Annotated in this window: 17 protein-coding genes; 9 read left to right on the forward strand and 8 right to left on the reverse strand. The window is 62.0% G+C overall.

Translation table 11 applies throughout. The features are described 5' to 3' along the window. Positions 1–88: 88 nt before the first annotated feature. The gene (locus ACZ5BO_RS25700) at positions 89–607 is read right to left on the reverse strand and encodes an ankyrin repeat domain-containing protein (protein ID WP_025127095.1); all 519 of its coding nucleotides are present in this window, start codon (positions 605–607) and stop codon (positions 89–91) included. Between the two features lie 97 nt (positions 608–704). Beyond that, on the reverse strand, positions 705–2543 hold the full coding sequence (locus tag ACZ5BO_RS25705; protein WP_464696910.1) for a long-chain-acyl-CoA synthetase: 1839 nt from the start codon (positions 2541–2543) through the stop codon (positions 705–707). Positions 2544–3224: 681 nt separating this feature from the next. Here ACZ5BO_RS25705 and ACZ5BO_RS25710 point away from each other — a divergent pair. Beyond that, the gene (locus tag ACZ5BO_RS25710) at positions 3225–3503 is read left to right on the forward strand and encodes a DUF3509 domain-containing protein (protein ID WP_025127093.1); all 279 of its coding nucleotides are present in this window, start codon (positions 3225–3227) and stop codon (positions 3501–3503) included. Positions 3504–3639: 136 nt separating this feature from the next. Here the strand turns inward: ACZ5BO_RS25710 and ACZ5BO_RS25715 are convergent, their stop codons facing one another. The 3 genes from ACZ5BO_RS25715 to aroC form a co-directional block, all read right to left on the reverse strand. Next, positions 3640–4185: a 1,2-dihydroxy-3-keto-5-methylthiopentene dioxygenase gene (locus ACZ5BO_RS25715; RefSeq protein WP_464696911.1), complete on the reverse strand. Its 546-nt coding sequence runs from the start codon at positions 4183–4185 to the stop codon at positions 3640–3642. 157 nt (positions 4186–4342) lie between these two features. After that, the gene (locus ACZ5BO_RS25720) at positions 4343–5497 is read right to left on the reverse strand and encodes an MFS transporter (protein WP_464696912.1); all 1155 of its coding nucleotides are present in this window, start codon (positions 5495–5497) and stop codon (positions 4343–4345) included. Positions 5498–5525: 28 nt separating this feature from the next. After that, on the reverse strand, positions 5526–6617 hold the full coding sequence (aroC, locus tag ACZ5BO_RS25725; RefSeq protein WP_464696913.1) for a chorismate synthase: 1092 nt from the start codon (positions 6615–6617) through the stop codon (positions 5526–5528). 143 nt (positions 6618–6760) lie between these two features. Here aroC and ACZ5BO_RS25730 point away from each other — a divergent pair, with 143 nt between their 5' ends. Together ACZ5BO_RS25730 and ACZ5BO_RS25735 are read left to right on the forward strand one after the other, a co-directional pair. Continuing rightward, positions 6761–7714 (forward strand): alpha/beta hydrolase, encoded by a 954-nt coding sequence (locus ACZ5BO_RS25730; protein ID WP_025127089.1) that lies wholly within the window; start codon positions 6761–6763, stop codon positions 7712–7714. A gap of 99 nt (positions 7715–7813) precedes the next feature. Then, on the forward strand, positions 7814–8605 hold the full coding sequence (locus tag ACZ5BO_RS25735; RefSeq protein WP_464696914.1) for a hypothetical protein: 792 nt from the start codon (positions 7814–7816) through the stop codon (positions 8603–8605). A gap of 50 nt (positions 8606–8655) precedes the next feature. Here the strand turns inward: ACZ5BO_RS25735 and prmB are convergent, their stop codons facing one another. Further along, positions 8656–9564 (reverse strand): 50S ribosomal protein L3 N(5)-glutamine methyltransferase, encoded by a 909-nt coding sequence (prmB, locus tag ACZ5BO_RS25740; RefSeq protein WP_025127087.1) that lies wholly within the window; start codon positions 9562–9564, stop codon positions 8656–8658. A 240-nt stretch (positions 9565–9804) separates the two neighbouring features. Here prmB and ACZ5BO_RS25745 point away from each other — a divergent pair, with 240 nt between their 5' ends. From ACZ5BO_RS25745 to ACZ5BO_RS25765, 5 genes are all read left to right on the forward strand, one after another. After that, positions 9805–10395, forward strand: a complete 591-nt coding sequence (locus tag ACZ5BO_RS25745; RefSeq protein ID WP_025127086.1) for a cysteine hydrolase family protein — start codon at positions 9805–9807, stop codon at positions 10393–10395. 129 nt (positions 10396–10524) lie between these two features. Beyond that, positions 10525–10845: a hypothetical protein gene (locus ACZ5BO_RS25750; RefSeq protein WP_464696915.1), complete on the forward strand. Its 321-nt coding sequence runs from the start codon at positions 10525–10527 to the stop codon at positions 10843–10845. 74 nt (positions 10846–10919) lie between these two features. Next, positions 10920–11477 (forward strand): Smr/MutS family protein, encoded by a 558-nt coding sequence (locus tag ACZ5BO_RS25755; RefSeq protein ID WP_025127084.1) that lies wholly within the window; start codon positions 10920–10922, stop codon positions 11475–11477. A gap of 77 nt (positions 11478–11554) precedes the next feature. Next, positions 11555–12100, forward strand: coding sequence for a GTP cyclohydrolase I FolE (gene folE / locus ACZ5BO_RS25760; RefSeq protein WP_011062625.1), 546 nt, complete (start codon positions 11555–11557; stop codon positions 12098–12100). Between the two features lie 102 nt (positions 12101–12202). After that, a complete protein-coding gene (locus tag ACZ5BO_RS25765; RefSeq protein WP_464696916.1) occupies positions 12203–12574 on the forward strand; it encodes a glutathione S-transferase N-terminal domain-containing protein in 372 nt (123 codons plus the stop codon). 296 nt (positions 12575–12870) lie between these two features. Here ACZ5BO_RS25765 and ACZ5BO_RS25770 read toward each other — a convergent pair whose 3' ends face one another. Both ACZ5BO_RS25770 and ACZ5BO_RS25775 read right to left on the reverse strand, forming a co-directional pair. After that, a complete protein-coding gene (locus tag ACZ5BO_RS25770; protein ID WP_464696917.1) occupies positions 12871–13473 on the reverse strand; it encodes a glutathione S-transferase family protein in 603 nt (200 codons plus the stop codon). Positions 13474–13483: 10 nt separating this feature from the next. Then, on the reverse strand, positions 13484–14650 hold the full coding sequence (locus ACZ5BO_RS25775; protein WP_464696918.1) for an aminotransferase-like domain-containing protein: 1167 nt from the start codon (positions 14648–14650) through the stop codon (positions 13484–13486). Between the two features lie 82 nt (positions 14651–14732). Between ACZ5BO_RS25775 and ACZ5BO_RS25780 the strand changes: the two genes are divergently transcribed. Then, a complete protein-coding gene (locus ACZ5BO_RS25780) occupies positions 14733–15176 on the forward strand; it encodes a MarR family transcriptional regulator (RefSeq protein WP_025127080.1) in 444 nt (147 codons plus the stop codon). Positions 15177–15201: the final 25 nt, after the last annotated feature.

Raw genomic sequence — 15201 nt, forward strand, 5'->3', positions numbered from 1 at the left:
CGAGGGCGCGAAGGATAGCCTAAAGTCCACGCCCGAACCTATTGCCGTGACGAGGGGCCTGGCCCTCGCCCGCTCGGATCTTGGCGCTTTAGGCCAGGAGTTTTTCCAGCTGCGCGGTGGTGTCCATCGCGCCCATGGTCTTGGCTGCGTCCAAGGCGCTGACACCATTGGCGTCGAGGGCCTTCGGATCGGCCCCCTGGCTGATCAGGTACGTGACGATTTCAGTACGGTTGAACATCGCCGCCATCATCAGCGCCGTGCGCCCGTCAAAGGATGAACCCTCCACCTGCGCGCCGCCCTCCACCAGCGCCTTGACCACCGCCAGATCGCCCTTGAAGGCAGCACCGGCAATCGGGCTCTGGCCATTGTCGTTGCGGATCTCGGGGTCGGCCTTGTGCTTGAGCAGCACCTGCACGGCGTCCACATGCCCGTGATAGGCGGCCAGCATCAGCAGGGTATCGCCCTTGTGGTTGCGCAGGTTGATCGGCAGGCCACTGCCCGCCAGCTTGTCGAGCATCTGAGCGTCGCCCTGGCGGGCCACGTTGAACACCTGTTCGACAAACTGGGCGGCCTCGTCTTCGGTCATCTGGCGGCTTTTGTCGGTCATCGGAAACTCCAGGTTCGGCAAATCGGAAAGCCGCTAGTGTCCCCAAGCCGACGGCGGGCTGTCATCCCTTTTTTCCCAAGAGCCACCATAGGCAGAATCAATAACGCAGTTGCCCGGCCTGGATCTGCGCGAGAATCTGCGGGGTCAGTTGCACATAGGTATCGGCCCCGGGAAGCCAGGCGTAGACCGGATCGTCACCCATCAGCCCAAGGTCGAATGCCTGCTCCTTGAGGCGGCTCTTCTGATATTTGAACGTCCCGGTGGTGTCCATCTTCACCTTGATCCGCAGGAACAGCGGCACCGCATAGGCCGGCAATTGCTGACGGGCAAACTGCAACAGCTCGCAGAAATCCAGGGTCGCCAGGGATTCGGCCGGGGTAATGGCCACCATCCCCGCCCGGCCATTGGTGTTGTGGATTTCCACCCCATAGGCCACCACCTCGGCAATCTGTGGATGGCCCAGGAGAATGTTCTCCACCTCGGTGGTGGAAACGTTCTCGCCCTTCCAGCGATAGGTATCGCCCAGACGATCCACGAACTGCGCGTGACCGAAACCGATGTCGCGCAGCAAATCTCCAGTATTGAAATAGCAGTCGCCCTTCTCGAACACGTCCTTGAGGATCACCTTGAGGTTCTTTTCCGGGTCGGTGTAGCCATCCAGCGGCGCCTTCTCATCGATCTTCGCCAGCAACAGGCCTTGTCCGCCCTTGGCCACTTTCTGCATGAAGCCCTGGCTGTTGCGCAGCGGTGCACCGCTGTCGTGGGCGTACTCCACCAACGCCCAGGGAATCAGCGAGAAGCCCACAGTGTTGTCGAAGTTGAGGATATTGCTGAAGCCGATATTGCCGTCGCTGGCCGCATACAGTTCACAGACATGAGCGACACCGAAACGCTGCTTGAACTCGCTCCAGACACCCGGCCGCAAGCCGTTGCCAATCATCTTGGTGACACCATGCTCGGTGTCCACGGAGCTGGCAGGCTGATCGATCAGGTAGCGGCACAGCTCGCCGACATACCCCATGGTGGTCGCCTTGAACTTCCGTGCGTCATCCCAGAACTGACTGGCGCTGAACTTGCGGCGAATGGCGAACCCCGAGGCGCCGGTAATGGCCGAGCCCCAGCACACGCACAGGCCGGTCGCGTGGTACAGCGGCAAGGTGCAATACACCACGTCCTCGGGCTGCATATCCAGGGCGATGGTGCCGAAGCCTGCGCTGGTTCGCATCCAGCGCCCGTGCTTGAAGATTCCGGCCTTGGGCAAGCCCGTGGTGCCGGAGGTATAGATGTAGAAGCAGGGGTCATCCAGGAAGATTCGCTGGGTCTGCGCCAGGTTGTGCCCCGGGTAACCGGCGCTCTCGGCCATCAGGTTGAGCCACCCATCCGGGGTCGCTCCGGGGTCGATATAAGTGTCCTGGTCGGCGACGAACCAGGTACGCCCGGGGTCGATGCCCGCCTGATCGCGCACCGCCGAATAGGCTGCCAGCAATTCTCCACCAACCATGATCGCCACCGGCTTGACCAACTCCAGGCTATGCACCAGCACGCCCTGGGTCTGCGCGGTGTTGAGCATCGCGCAGATCCCGCCAAGCTTGGCCACCGCCAATACCGTGACCAGCAGCTCCGGACGATTCTCGATGAAGATCGCCACCACGTCGCCCTTGCCGATGCCCTGTTGCTGCAGGTAGGCGGCGATGCGGTTGGCCCACTGGTTGACCTGGGCATAGCTCAGTGTCCGATCGCCATAGAGCAGGGCTGGTCCTTCGGGATTACGCAGGGTCGCCTGCTCGAAGCTCCAGCCCAGCCCGCAAGGCTGGTCCGGCTTGTCGATGTTCCCGGCTTTCATGCCCCGCACCACCCGCGGCAATGCCTTGGCGATGGAGGGCACCTTACGCAGCATCATGCCCCAGGTGATCATGTCGCTCTTGTGCTTGTTCATGGTTGCTCCGGTGTAAAGACGAGGGTCTTTGCCCGGGCCAGGCTGGCCGGGCATTGGCAACAGATGGCACAAGGCTCAACCGGGAGTGGCGACCCTGGGTTCGGCACCGGCAGGACAAGGATGGCGACGACGCCCCAGGACGGAGCAACGGCAGGAAAGACGCAACACTGCTGAGAGCAGCGGCTGTAGTGCGCAGGGATCGTTCATGGAGGGCGTCCTATGTTCTTATTATCCGTCGGGCAGGATCGCAAGATCACGCCACAACACATTCCATGTCGCCGAGACACCGCTTCAAGCGCTCCGGACAAGGCTGCCCGGGCCGGGTTGGTACGGTGTGACTGGCTGGAAAATACGTCAGCCGTTACTGGGCTGTACACGGAGTTTTTGCAAACTTTTGTATCTCCTGCCCGCTGCCTTGAAGAGCGCCTTCACTGCACTAACAGTGATTGAATTTTCCCCCTGCACCCGCGGTCAGAACAGCATCCCCCCGCCAAACTCGCCCCCAGCAACCTGCAAAATGCAGGATGCACGATGGCCATTCATGCATTTTGCACGAAGCAGTGATTTTGATAATTTTATAACTTATTGATTTATAACGATTTTATAAAAAAACAATACTGGCACAATCGCTGCAACTGTCTCTCCACGCTTGCCCTTCAAGAGCTAACGGAGCTGATAGACATGAGCCTGATCCAAGAAAAGTTTTCATCCCTGTTCTCCAACTTCGAAGTGATCACCCAAGCCCGTCCCGATGGCGGCATCCTGCTCACGCTGCGCAACAGCGAGGGCAAACAGTTCAAGCGTTCGATTTCCTACGCCCAACTGCATGCTGCAGACCAGTTGTCCTGGGTCATCAGCGCAATTCGTCGTGACTTGGCGGAACAGGCCAGTGAATTGCCCCAGATCTCCATGCTGCAAAGCCAGAACCGCTTTGCCCTGCCGACCTATCACAGCGCATAAGGCGCTCCGAGGTCAGCTGTCCGGGCCGGACCAACCTTGCGTTGGTCCGGCCCGACTGCGTTAGGGGCCGCTGAATTCCCGCCAAGCCCCCGCACTCATCGCCCCTAGCGCCAGCCCTCAGGCGGTCGGCGGTTGCTCAGTCATCCAGTCGTGGAAACTGGCTGGCAATATCGTCGCCGGTGGGGCTGGCGACCCAGTCCTGGGGATTATTGAACAGGCGGATGGCGACCAGATACGGGTTCTCTCCGCTGTCGAACCAGTGAGCGGTGCCTGCAGGCAGGGAAATCAGGTCATTTCTCTCACACAGCACTGCGTACACATAATCATCGATATGCAGGGAGAACAGGCCACGACCGGCGACGAAGAGCCGTACCTCGTCCTGCGCGTGGCGGTGTTCATCGAGAAACCGGGCGCGCAGCTCATCCTTGTCCGGATGGTTGCCATCGAGGCTGACCACGTCGACCGAGACATAGCCGCGCTCGGTCATCAGCCGGTCGATCTGCTCCTGATAGGCACCGATCACCTCTTGCTCACTGGCGCCGGGCTCGACCCGGGTAGTGGCTTGCCAGCGATCAAAGTGGATGCCCTGTTCAGCCAGGGTCGCGGCAATATCCTCGAAATGGGTCAAGACCTTGTTCGGCAGGTCGGGGCTGGATACGTGGTAGACAGACAGGCTGCTCATAACGGCAACTCCTCGGTTCAGCGTCGCCCCGGGGCTTTTGGCCCCCTCAGGCAATGGCTGCTTCAAGCGAAGCAAGCCGTGAAAGTGGTTGGGGGGACGCTAGGCCGTACCAGGCGCAGCGACGCTGAGCGGCGCGGCAAGCGGTTGATGCCCTGACTCATGGCCTCGTCTCCCCCATGCGAGTGGCAATGATAACGGCTGCTGCCAGCGCTGCGACGCTGGCAATACTAAAGGTCAATGTGGCGCCTAGGGCATTCCAGCTGTAACCGGCGTACAACGCCCCCAAGGCGCCGCCGGTGCCGGCCAGGGCCGCATACAGCGCCTGGCCCTGGCCCTGCTGGCGAGCGCCAAAGCTGCGCTGTACGAAATGAATGGCGGCAGCGTGAAAACTGCCAAAGGTTGCCGCGTGCAGCACCTGGGCCAACAGTAACACCCAGAGCAACTCCGCCAGGCTGCCCAGCAGCAACCAGCGCAACGCCGCCAGCAGGAAACTCGCCAGCAACACCCGGCGCACGGAAAACCGCGCGAGGATCCGGCTCATGGCCAGGAACATCAGCACCTCGGCCACCACCCCCAGGGCCCAGAGCATGCCGATCAGGCCGCGGGTATAACCCAGGCGTTCCAGGTGCAGGGTCAGGAAGGTGTAATACGGACCGTGGCTCATCTGCATCAGCGCCACGCACAGGTAGAACGCCAGTACGCCGGGCGCACGCAATTGTTCGAGGAATCCCTCTGCGGACAGTCGCGCGCCCTGGGTCGAAGGCTGGGCATTGGGCACCCACAGGCTGCTGACCACGATGCCGCCCATGATCACCACCAGCGCCACCGGATAGATATCCAGGCTCAGCCATTCGAACAGGCGCCCCAGGGCCACCACCGTCAGAATGAAGCCGATGGATCCCCAGAGACGGATCTGACTGTAGCGCGAGGTTTGCCCCTGCAAGTGTGCCAGGGTGATGACCTCGAACTGCGGCAGCACCGCGTGCCAGAAAAACGCATGCAGGGCCATGACCATGGCCAGCCAGGCGTAGCTCTTGCTGACAAAGATCAGGGAGAAGCAGAGTAGCGTGCAGACCGCGCCAAAGCGCACGATGGCCAGACGCCGGCCGCTGTAGTCACCGAGCCAGCCCCAGAGGTTGGGCGCCACGCACCGCATGAGCATGGGAATCGCCACCAGCTCGCCAATCCGCGCGCTGGAAAACCCCAGGTGATCGAAATACAGCGCCAGAAACGGCGCGGTCGACCCCAGCAGCGCGAAATAGAACAGATAGAAACTCGAGAGCCGCCAATAAGGAAGCGCCGCCACGGCCATCAGACCGTGGCGACTGGCAGGACCGCCATTACAACTGGCCCAGCACCGGCGTGCTGACGCGCACGTCGGCGTTCTGGCCGCGATGACGCAGCAGGTGATCCATCAGCACGATGGCCATCATGGCTTCGGCGATCGGAGTAGCACGAATGCCCACGCACGGGTCGTGGCGGCCCTTGGTGATCAGGTCCACCGGGTTGCCGTCGATGTCGATGGAGCGACCCGGGGTGGTGATGCTGGAGGTCGGTTTGAGTGCCAGGTGGGCGACAATCGGCTGCCCCGAGGAAATGCCACCCAGGATGCCGCCGGCATTGTTGCTGAGGAAGCCTTGCGGGGTCAGCTCGTCACGGTGCTCGGTGCCGCGCTGAGCGACACTGGCGAAACCGGCGCCGATCTCCACGCCCTTGACCGCGTTGATACTCATCAATGCATGGGCCAGCTCGGCATCCAGGCGGTCGAAGATCGGCTCGCCCAGGCCTGGCATCACGCCTTCGGCAACCACGGTGATCTTCGCGCCCACCGAATCCTGATCCCGGCGCAACTGGTCCATGTAGGCTTCCAGCTCCGGCACCTTGTCCGGATCGGGGCTGAAGAAGGCGTTGTCTTCCACCGAGTCCCAGGTCTTGAAGGGAATCTCGATCGGCCCCAACTGGCTCATGTAGCCACGAACCACGATGCCCTGGCTGGCCAGGTATTTCTTGGCGATGGCCCCGGCCGCCACGCGCATGGCAGTCTCCCGCGCCGAGCTGCGACCGCCACCGCGGTAATCACGAATGCCGTACTTGTGGTGGTAGGTGTAATCGGCGTGGGCCGGGCGAAACAGGTCCTTGATCGCCGAGTAGTCCTTGGACTTCTGGTCGGTATTGCGAATCAGCAGGCCGATGGAGCAGCCCGTGGTCTTGCCCTCGAACACCCCGGAAAGGATCTCGACTTCATCGGGCTCCTGGCGCTGGGTGGTGTGACGGCTGGTGCCGGGCTTGCGCCGGTCCAGGTCACGCTGCAGATCTTCCAGGGACAGCTCGAGGCCCGGCGGGCAGCCGTCGACAATGGCGACCAACGCCGGCCCATGGCTTTCGCCCGCGGTGGTGACAGTGAACAGCTTGCCGTAGGTATTGCCGGACATGCAGGGTGCTCCGTGAAATCAGCCGAAATAACTCTATCTGGATTAACGCGTGCGCCAGTATACGCAGGCTACCCAACTAGTTCATCCTCGAACCTTCTGCCCCTGCCTGAGTCCAACCGGCACCTTTTATTCATGATGGCGTGATGATGCTGCGAGTTCTTCTCTTGAGCCTTTCCCTGTTCACCGGCCTGGTCCATGCGACCGTCCTGCAACGTCCCGTGAGCCTGGATACCGGCCACGGTGAACTGTACGGCTCGATGCTGCTGCCCAAATCCGAGCAGCCCGTGCCGGTGGTACTGATCATTTCCGGTTCCGGCCCCACCGATCGCGACGGCAACAATCCCGACGGCGGGCGCAATGACAGCCTCAAGCGCCTGGCCTGGGTGCTGGCCAGGCACAATATCGCCAGCGTGCGCTATGACAAGCGCGGCGTGGCGGCCAGCCTCGCGGCAACCCCGGATGAACGCAACCTGACCCTGGACGCCTATGTCGCCGACGCGGTGGCCTGGGGCAAAAAGCTCAAGGACGACCCGCGCCTGGGCCGGTTGATCGTACTGGGTCACAGTGAGGGCGCGCTGATCGCCAGCCTCGCCGCACCGCAACTGGATGCCGCCGGGGTGATCTCCATCTCCGGCACCGCCCGCCCGGTGGACCAGGTGCTGCGCCAGCAACTGAGTTACCGCCTGCCTCCAGCGCTGATGGTGCGCAGCAACGAGCTGCTGGACAGCCTGAAGGCCGGCCAGGTCGATACCGACGTGCCGCCGGCGCTGCAGGTGATCTTCCGCCCCAGCGTGCAACCCTACCTGATCACCCTGTTCCGTGAAGACCCGGCGGCAGCCTTTGCCCGCTTGAAAATGCCCGCGCTGATCATCCAGGGCAGCAATGACATCCAGGTCAGCGTGGACGATGCCAAGGTGCTCAAGGCCGCCAAGCCGGACGCCCGGCTGACCCTGATCGACGGCATGAACCATGTGATGCGCATCGTGCCCAACGACCTCAAGCGCCAACTGGCGTCCTACAAGGACCCGCAATTGCCCCTGGCGGCGGAACTGGGCAGCGCGATCATCAGTTTTATTGACGGACTTCACACCCGTTAGGCTGTTTTCACCCTCCAGTCCTGAAAAAAACGGCCGATAAGCCTTTGCCGGCCGTTCGATTGCTGTCGGCGCGCAGCGATTGGACAGGATCTCGCCGTTATGACTGATACCCCGAATTCACCCGCTACAGAGCAGGACGCCGCCACCCCGGAAGCGGCCGTACTGCCTTGGGCGGACGTCCAGGCCGAACACCACAAGATGCTCCGCCTGGCGCCCCTGCAGACTGATCGCGCCACCGGCGGACGCCCCCTGCGCTTTGTCGAATTCGGCTATGCCGAACGCAGCAACAAGGAGCACAGCCTGCTGCGCCTGACCATCAGCCTGCCTGGCCAGCGGGTACGCAAAGAGCAGAACCACCTGGATGTGTGGGTCGAGCACGACACTCGCCGGGTGCATTTCACTCCCGAAAGCGGCCTGCAGGTCGAACCCCTGAACCGTGGCATCGGCCGTTTCCTGCTGGCCCAGGCCGCACAGTGGGCGCAAAGAAAATGGCCCCACTACCGGGTGGACGGCTTCGAGCTCGCCAACAAGGATGCCCTCAACGAAGACACCCGCCTGCGCCGTGATCACGTGCTGCGCACCCAGGGTTTTGACGTTGTCTACGCTGACGCACAGCACCTCAAAGGCAGTGTCAAGGAGGTCCAGGTAGGCGACCTGCTGAGCCAGTGGAACACCGAGAAGCTGCAGTTCGTGGAGATACTGGAAGCAGCGCAGATGCTCCAGCAGGCCGAACAGAACCTCGAAGAACTGGAAGTCAAACTGCGCAAGCAGGAAGAGAAAGTAACCAAGTACAAGCGTGAAGACACCGGCTTGCGCTTCACCATCACCTGCCTGGTGGCCTTTGCCGTGTTCCAGGCCGGGCTGCTGATCTGGATTGCCACTCACCGCTAAGGCATACGCCCTGGCGGTTCAAGGCCCGCATTGCGCGGGCCCGTAGCTCTTCAGACGCGCGAGGCAAACAACGCCTGATGCTCGCGGCACTGCTCTGCGGTCAGCATGAACACTCCGTGGCCGCCACGCTCGAAATCCAGCCAGGCAAAGTCGACTTCCGGGTACAAGGCCTCGACATGCACCTGGCTGTTGCCCACTTCGACAATCATCAAGCCCTTCTCGGTCAGGTGATCGGCAGCTTCGGCCAGCATCCGCCGCACCAGGTTCAGGCCATCGTCGCCACAGGCCAGGCCCAGCTCCGGCTCGTGCTGGTATTCGTCCGGCATGTCGGCAAAATCTTCGGCATCGACATAGGGCGGATTGGACACGATCAAGTCGAAGCGTTGCCCTGGCAAACCTTCGAAGCCGTCACCCTGCACGGTGAACACTCGCTCATCGACCCCGTGGCGCTCGATGTTCTGGTTGGCTACTTCCAGGGCCTCGAAGGACAGGTCCGCCAGCACCACTTCGGCATCGCGGAACTCATAGGCGCAGGCAATGCCGATGCAGCCGGAGCCGGTGCACAGATCAAGAATCCGCGCCGGTTCGTTGGCCAACCACGGTTCGAAGCGTTTCTCGATCAGCTCGCCAATCGGCGAACGGGGAATCAGCACCCGCTCATCGACAATGAACGACATACCGCAGAACCACGCCTCGCCCAACAGGTAGGCGGTGGGCACACGCTCCTTGATGCGACGCTTGAGCAGATGCTGCAGATGGACCAGCTCGTCGTCTTCCAACGCGCAATCCAGGTAGCTGTCGGCAATTTCCCAAGGCAGGTGCAGGGCACCGAGCACCAGTTGGCGGGCCTCGTCCCAGGCATTGTCGGTACCATGGCCGAAGAACAGATCCTCCCCATGAAAGCGGCTGACGGCCCAGCGGATATGGTCACGCAAGGTGCGAAGGCGGGAAGTGATCACGGGACAGACTCCTGACAAAACGACCGGCAATTCTAACAGCCAAAACGCCTGCCGACGACGAATGAAACCCCCGCACCACGCAATCGTCCTGCTGACTGGCTTTTAGCTTTCAACTCCCCTACCTTGCCCCACTTGACAAGCCTGTAGGCCAATAACGGCGCACCTTACGTTAGTAGCGATTCACAGAACCGCTCGGCCAGAGGACAATGTCGCAAAAGCCCCACTCACAGGAGCCCCAGAATGTCCGTTCCAAAGACGATGTTTCAACTCAGCGGTCGTGGTTACGCAGCGGCCAATTTGAGCCACGCGACCCTTGTGATCATCGACGCCCAGAAAGAGTACCTCAGCGGTCCACTGGCCCTGTCCGGCATGGACGCGGCAGTGGCCAACATCCAGCGCCTGCTGGCCGCGGCCCGGGCAGCCGGGCGGCCCATCGTGCATGTGCGCCACCTCGGCACCGTCGGCGGCCTGTTCGACCCCCAGGGCGAACGCGGTGAGTTCATCCCCGGGGTCGAGCCCCAGGGTGACGAAACCATCATTGGCAAGTTGCTGCCCAGCGCCTTCCACGGCACCGAGCTGGAAAAACGCCTGCAGGACCTGGGTTCCCTGGACCTGATCGTGGCCGGTTTCATGAGCCACTCCAGTGTCAGCACCACCGTTCGCGCCGCGAAGAACCTGGGCTTTCGCTGCACCCTGGTGGAAGACGCCTGCGCCACCCGCGACCTGCCCTACAAGGGCGGCATTCTCAGTGCCGAGCATGTCCAGCAAACCGAAATGGCGATCATGGCCGACAACTTCGCCACCCTCGCCCAGACCGCAAGCCTGATCTGATCAGCCCAGGTGAGCGGCTGGCGGGCCGCTCATCCATAAACCCCTCGCCTGTACAGCAATTGCCTTAGCCTCAGGAACCACCCGGTCAACTTCCGGTCGAAGGGCCGATACCCATTGAGGAAGGTCGGAATGAAGATATCCGATGGTTTTGACGCACGCCGATTGCGGCCCAAAAGCCCGCGAAACTGGCGGTTGCGCCTGGGGGCGGCATTTTCCGCACTGCTCGCGGCCTTCGGTGTGCTGCTGACAATGGCCGGGGCCGCGAGCCTGTTGGGGCGAGCCCCAGCGCTGGGAGAAATCAACGCCAGTGCCCCAGGCTCAGCGGTGATCCTGCTGATTGGCCTGGTCCTGCTGTATGTCGGGGTGCGCCTGTGGCGTCGCTGTCGGCGGCGCATGCGTGAACCCCTGGCTCTGAACATGGCCCCGCACCTGATGAAAAAGCACGACTGATCGCCACCGGCGCGATTTGCGCGCCTGAAGCCCTTCCGAGTTCGGTAAACTAGCCGCCCTTCGCGGAGGCTGACATGCAAGACGACGATTTTTCCCTGTTCAAGAACGAGATCCGCGGCGTCAAGCCGATCAAGCACGATCGCGCCGAGACAGGCAAACCCAAGACCGACCGGGCGCAGATCGCCAAACTGCGCCAGGTCGCCACTGTGCGCACTGAAACCACCACCGTGGATGGACTGTCCGACCAGTTCGTCATCGACGTGGGGCCCGAAGACGACCTGATGTGGGCCCGCGACGGGGTCCAGGAAAGCCAGATGCGCAAGCTCAAGGTCGGACAGATCCCCTTCGAGGGCAGCCTCGACCTGCACGGCATGACCGTGGAGAAGGCCCGGGAAACCCTCTGGGCGTTCCTCGCCGAGGCCACCCGGTTCGAGATCCGCTGCGTGCGTGTCACCCACGGCAAGGCAGTACGCCTGGACGGCAAGCGCCCCATGATCAAGAGCCATGTCAACACCTGGCTGCGCCAGCATCCCCAGGTCCTGGGCTTCACCTCCTGCCAGGCCAGGCATGGCGGCACCGGGGCGCTGTACGTGATGCTCAAACGCACCATGATGGAAGGGCGCGACGAATAAAGCCGCAGCATCACGCTTGCAGCGCCGTGTCCGCCACCGTACCCTTGCCCTTTGCGTAAAATCCCACAGGTAGTTTCATGTCCCTGGAACAGAATTACACCGCGATCCTCGGCCAATTGGGCGAGGACGTCTCCCGCGAGGGCCTGCTCGACACGCCCAAGCGCGCCGCCAAAGCCATGCAGTACCTTTGCCGCGGTTATGCCCAAACCCTGGAAGAAGTCACCAACGGTGCCTTGTTCAGCTCTGACAACAGCGAAATGGTGCTGGTCAAGGACATCGAGCTCTACTCGCTGTGCGAACACCACCTGCTGCCATTTATCGGCAAGGCCCATGTCGCCTACATTCCCAGCGGCAAGGTCCTGGGGTTGTCGAAAGTCGCGCGCATCGTTGACATGTATGCCCGCCGCCTGCAGATCCAGGAAAATCTCAGTCGGCAGATCGCCGATGCGGTCCAGCAAGTGACCGGCGCCCTCGGCGTGGCCGTGGTGATCGAGGCCAAGCACATGTGCATGATGATGCGCGGTGTGGAGAAGCAGAACTCGTCGATGATCACTTCGGTGATGCTCGGTGAGTTCCGCGAGAACGCCGCGACCCGCAGCGAGTTCCTCAGCCTGATCAAGTAACGGGCTGCACCTGAAAAAACCGGCGTTGATCGCCGGTTTTTTTTCGTCCGGCAAAAATCAGGTAAGCTGCCGCCCCTTCATTCATGGGCAAGAGGCAATACCGTGATCGTCAAAGCACTGCGAGTCGGCCTGGGCCAACTCATCGTTTTCATCGACTTCATCACCCGCCCGGGCAAACAGAAGCGCCCCGCTGCCGCTCAGGCCCAAGTCGAGCAGGACGCCAAGGCCCTGACCCTGTACCAGTTCCACGCCTGTCCTTTCTGCGTGAAGACCCGCCGCGCCCTGCATCGCCTGAACGTGCCGGTAGCCCTGCGTGATGCCAAGAACAACGAGCAGGATCGCCAGACCCTGCTGGAGCAGGGCGGCAAGATCAAGGTGCCGTGCCTGCGCATCGAAGAAAATGGCCAGACCACCTGGATGTACGAATCCAAGGTGATCATCGACTACCTGAACCAGCGGTTCTCGGCGGCCTGAAGCCCCCATCGGACGGGCGGCCGCGGATCAGTTGCAGGCCCCCGAGGCACAGGGCCTGGGCACCCAGCACCCGTGAGCGGGTCAGGTCGTCATGCAGGACACCCCGGCCAAGCCCCATTCAAGGCCCGAGCATTGACCGCTGCGTCATGCCCCATCGGCGCCCGGCTCCCAGGCAAAGCTGCAGGTATCACCCTTGAACAGCTGCCGAAGAGAGTCGACACCCCGTCCAGCAGGCAACGATGCGCAAAAGCACTGAACCGGCACAAAGCCGGTTCAGCGAGCGTCAACCACCTTGCTCAGTCAAACATCGCCACATGCCGCGGATGGCTTTGGACCCGCTGAATCCACGCCTGGATGCCCGGGTAGCGGGCCAGGTCAAAACCACCTTCATGGGCCACATGGGTGTAGGCAAACAGTGCGATGTCAGCAATGGAATAGTGCTCGCCCACCAGGTAAGGCGTGCGGCTCAGTTGCTTTTCCATCACCTCCAATGCCTTGTAGCCGCGCTTGTGCAACTTCAGGTATTCCTCGCGACGCTCCTCGGGCAAGCCCTCGTACTGCTGGATGAAGCGCGCCACGGCAATATAGGGCTCATGGCTGTACTGCTCGAAGAACTGCCATTGCAAGACCTGGGTGCGCAGGCGCGGCTCGCTGGGCAGGAACTCGCTGCCATCGGCAAGGAAGTTGAGAATCGCATTGGACTCCCACAGGCATGTACCGTCCTCAAGCTCCAGCACCGGGATCTTGCCGTTGGGGTTCTTCGCCAGGAAGGCTTCGGTCTGGGTATCGCCCCCGAGAATATCCACCGCCTGCCATTGGTAGGGCAGCCCCAGAAGATTGAGCATCAGTTTGATCTTGTAGCAATTGCCCGAACGGTAATCACCGTAAACCTTATACATGGCCTTCCCCTCAGGCTGCCTGTGCAGCCTGTGCTTGACGTATCACGGTGGCCAGCCGCTTGAGGCCTTCGTCCAACCGGGCTGGATCGATATGGCTGAAATTCAGCCGCAAATGGCCGAGGTTGCGCTCAGGCTCGCTAAAGAAGGGCTCACCGGGCATGAACGTCACGTCCTGTGCCAACGCTGAATCAAGCAAGGTGCGGGTGTCCAGCGGTTGTTTCAAGCTCAACCAGAAAAACAGCCCGCCCTGGGGCACCTGCCATTGCGCCAGATCACTGAAATGGGTTTCCAGGGCCGCCTGGAAGGCATCGCGGCGCTGGCGATAGAAGCCGCGCAGCTCATGCAGATGCTGCTGGTATTGCGCGGTGCCGATCCACTGCATGGCCTGCCACTGGCCGACGCGGTTGGTGTGCAGGTCCGCGGACTGTTTCAGTCGCAGCAGATGCGGGAACAGGTCCTGGCTGGCGATCAGGTAGCCAACCCGCAGTCCGGGCAGCAGGGTTTTCGACACGGTACCGGTGTAGATCCAACTGGCCTTCTGCAAACGACTGACGATAGGCGTGGCGCTGCCGCCATCGAAGGACAGTTCGCGGTACGGCTCATCTTCGATCAGGGTCACGCCGAACTCGTCCAGCAAGGACGCCACGGCATCACGCTTGGCTTCGCTGTAGCGCACTGCCGAGGGATTCTGAAAGGTCGGGATCAGGTAGATGAAGGCCGGCCGATGCTGCTCCAGGCGTGCACGCAGCCGGGTCAGGTCCGGACCGTCGGCCTCCAGCGGCACGCTCAGGCAGGCGGCGCCGAACAACTGGAAGATCTGCAGGGCGGCCAGATAGGTCGGTGCCTCCAGCAGCACCTCGGTACCGGGGTCGATGAACAGCTTGGCCGCCAGATCCAGGGTCTGCTGCGAGCCGCTGACCACCAGCACCTGGCTGGCGCTGCAGGGCACACCCAGCTGGCGAGCCTGTTCTGCCAGGGCTTCACGCAGTTGCGGCTCTCCTTCGCTCATGCCGTACTGCCCCATGGACAGGGGCATGTCCTGCCACTGCACCGGAGGCAGCATCACTTCGGCAGGCAGCCCCCCGGCGAACGACATCACTTCCGGGCGCTGGGCCGCGGCGAGAATTTCACGGATCAGGGAGCTTTTAAGGCGCGATACACGTTCGGAGAAAGCCATGGGGACCACCGCTAGCGAAGGCTGAGGGAAATACGTCAAACTACTTGACCGAAATTACGCCGCCCCGAGCAGATACGTCAATATGCTTGACCTTAAAAACCAGAACTCGCAACAAGCCGCCATGGAAGCCTTCTTCTTCGGCTACCAGGCGTTTACCGCCAAGGCCGACGAGATGCTCGAGCGCCGCGGCTTGAGCCGGGTGCATCAGCGCATCGTGTTTTTCATCGCCCGCTATCCCGGGCTCAGCGTCAAGGAGCTGCTGAACCTGCTGGGGGTGAGCAAGCAGGCGCTGAACACACCCTTGCGCCAGTTGCTGGAGATGCACCTGGTGGAAAGCCTCGCGCCAGAGAGTGACAAGCGCAAACGCCTGCTGGAACTGACGGCCGATGGCGTGCGCTTCGAACAGTCCCTGCGCCGGGAGCAGGTCAAGCTGCTGCAACGGGCCTTCGCCGACGCAGGTGAGGACGCGGTCAATGGCTGGCTCGCGGTGAATCAAGCCCTCGCGGGGAAAAACGCCGACCAGTAGCGTGTGGCAGCTGCAATTCGGTGCC

Source organism: Pseudomonas sp. FFPRI_1, from assembly GCF_055384485.1.

Excerpts from the sequence above, each read along its gene's own strand:
- ACZ5BO_RS25700 (WP_025127095.1), bottom strand. The coding sequence starts at position 607 with ATGACCGACAAAAGCCGCCAGATGACCGAAGACGAGGCCGCCCAGTTT.
- ACZ5BO_RS25705 (WP_464696910.1), bottom strand. The coding sequence starts at position 2,543 with ATGAACAAGCACAAGAGCGACATGATCACCTGGGGCATGATGCTGCGT.
- ACZ5BO_RS25710 (WP_025127093.1), top strand. The coding sequence starts at position 3,225 with ATGAGCCTGATCCAAGAAAAGTTTTCATCCCTGTTCTCCAACTTCGAA.
- ACZ5BO_RS25715 (WP_464696911.1), bottom strand. The coding sequence starts at position 4,185 with ATGAGCAGCCTGTCTGTCTACCACGTATCCAGCCCCGACCTGCCGAAC.
- ACZ5BO_RS25720 (WP_464696912.1), bottom strand. The coding sequence starts at position 5,497 with ATGGCCGTGGCGGCGCTTCCTTATTGGCGGCTCTCGAGTTTCTATCTG.
- aroC (WP_464696913.1), bottom strand. The coding sequence starts at position 6,617 with ATGTCCGGCAATACCTACGGCAAGCTGTTCACTGTCACCACCGCGGGC.
- ACZ5BO_RS25730 (WP_025127089.1), top strand. The coding sequence starts at position 6,761 with ATGATGCTGCGAGTTCTTCTCTTGAGCCTTTCCCTGTTCACCGGCCTG.
- ACZ5BO_RS25735 (WP_464696914.1), top strand. The coding sequence starts at position 7,814 with ATGACTGATACCCCGAATTCACCCGCTACAGAGCAGGACGCCGCCACC.
- ACZ5BO_RS25745 (WP_025127086.1), top strand. The coding sequence starts at position 9,805 with ATGTCCGTTCCAAAGACGATGTTTCAACTCAGCGGTCGTGGTTACGCA.
- ACZ5BO_RS25750 (WP_464696915.1), top strand. The coding sequence starts at position 10,525 with ATGAAGATATCCGATGGTTTTGACGCACGCCGATTGCGGCCCAAAAGC.
- ACZ5BO_RS25755 (WP_025127084.1), top strand. The coding sequence starts at position 10,920 with ATGCAAGACGACGATTTTTCCCTGTTCAAGAACGAGATCCGCGGCGTC.
- folE (WP_011062625.1), top strand. The coding sequence starts at position 11,555 with ATGTCCCTGGAACAGAATTACACCGCGATCCTCGGCCAATTGGGCGAG.
- ACZ5BO_RS25770 (WP_464696917.1), bottom strand. The coding sequence starts at position 13,473 with ATGTATAAGGTTTACGGTGATTACCGTTCGGGCAATTGCTACAAGATC.
- ACZ5BO_RS25775 (WP_464696918.1), bottom strand. The coding sequence starts at position 14,650 with ATGGCTTTCTCCGAACGTGTATCGCGCCTTAAAAGCTCCCTGATCCGT.
- ACZ5BO_RS25780 (WP_025127080.1), top strand. The coding sequence starts at position 14,733 with ATGCTTGACCTTAAAAACCAGAACTCGCAACAAGCCGCCATGGAAGCC.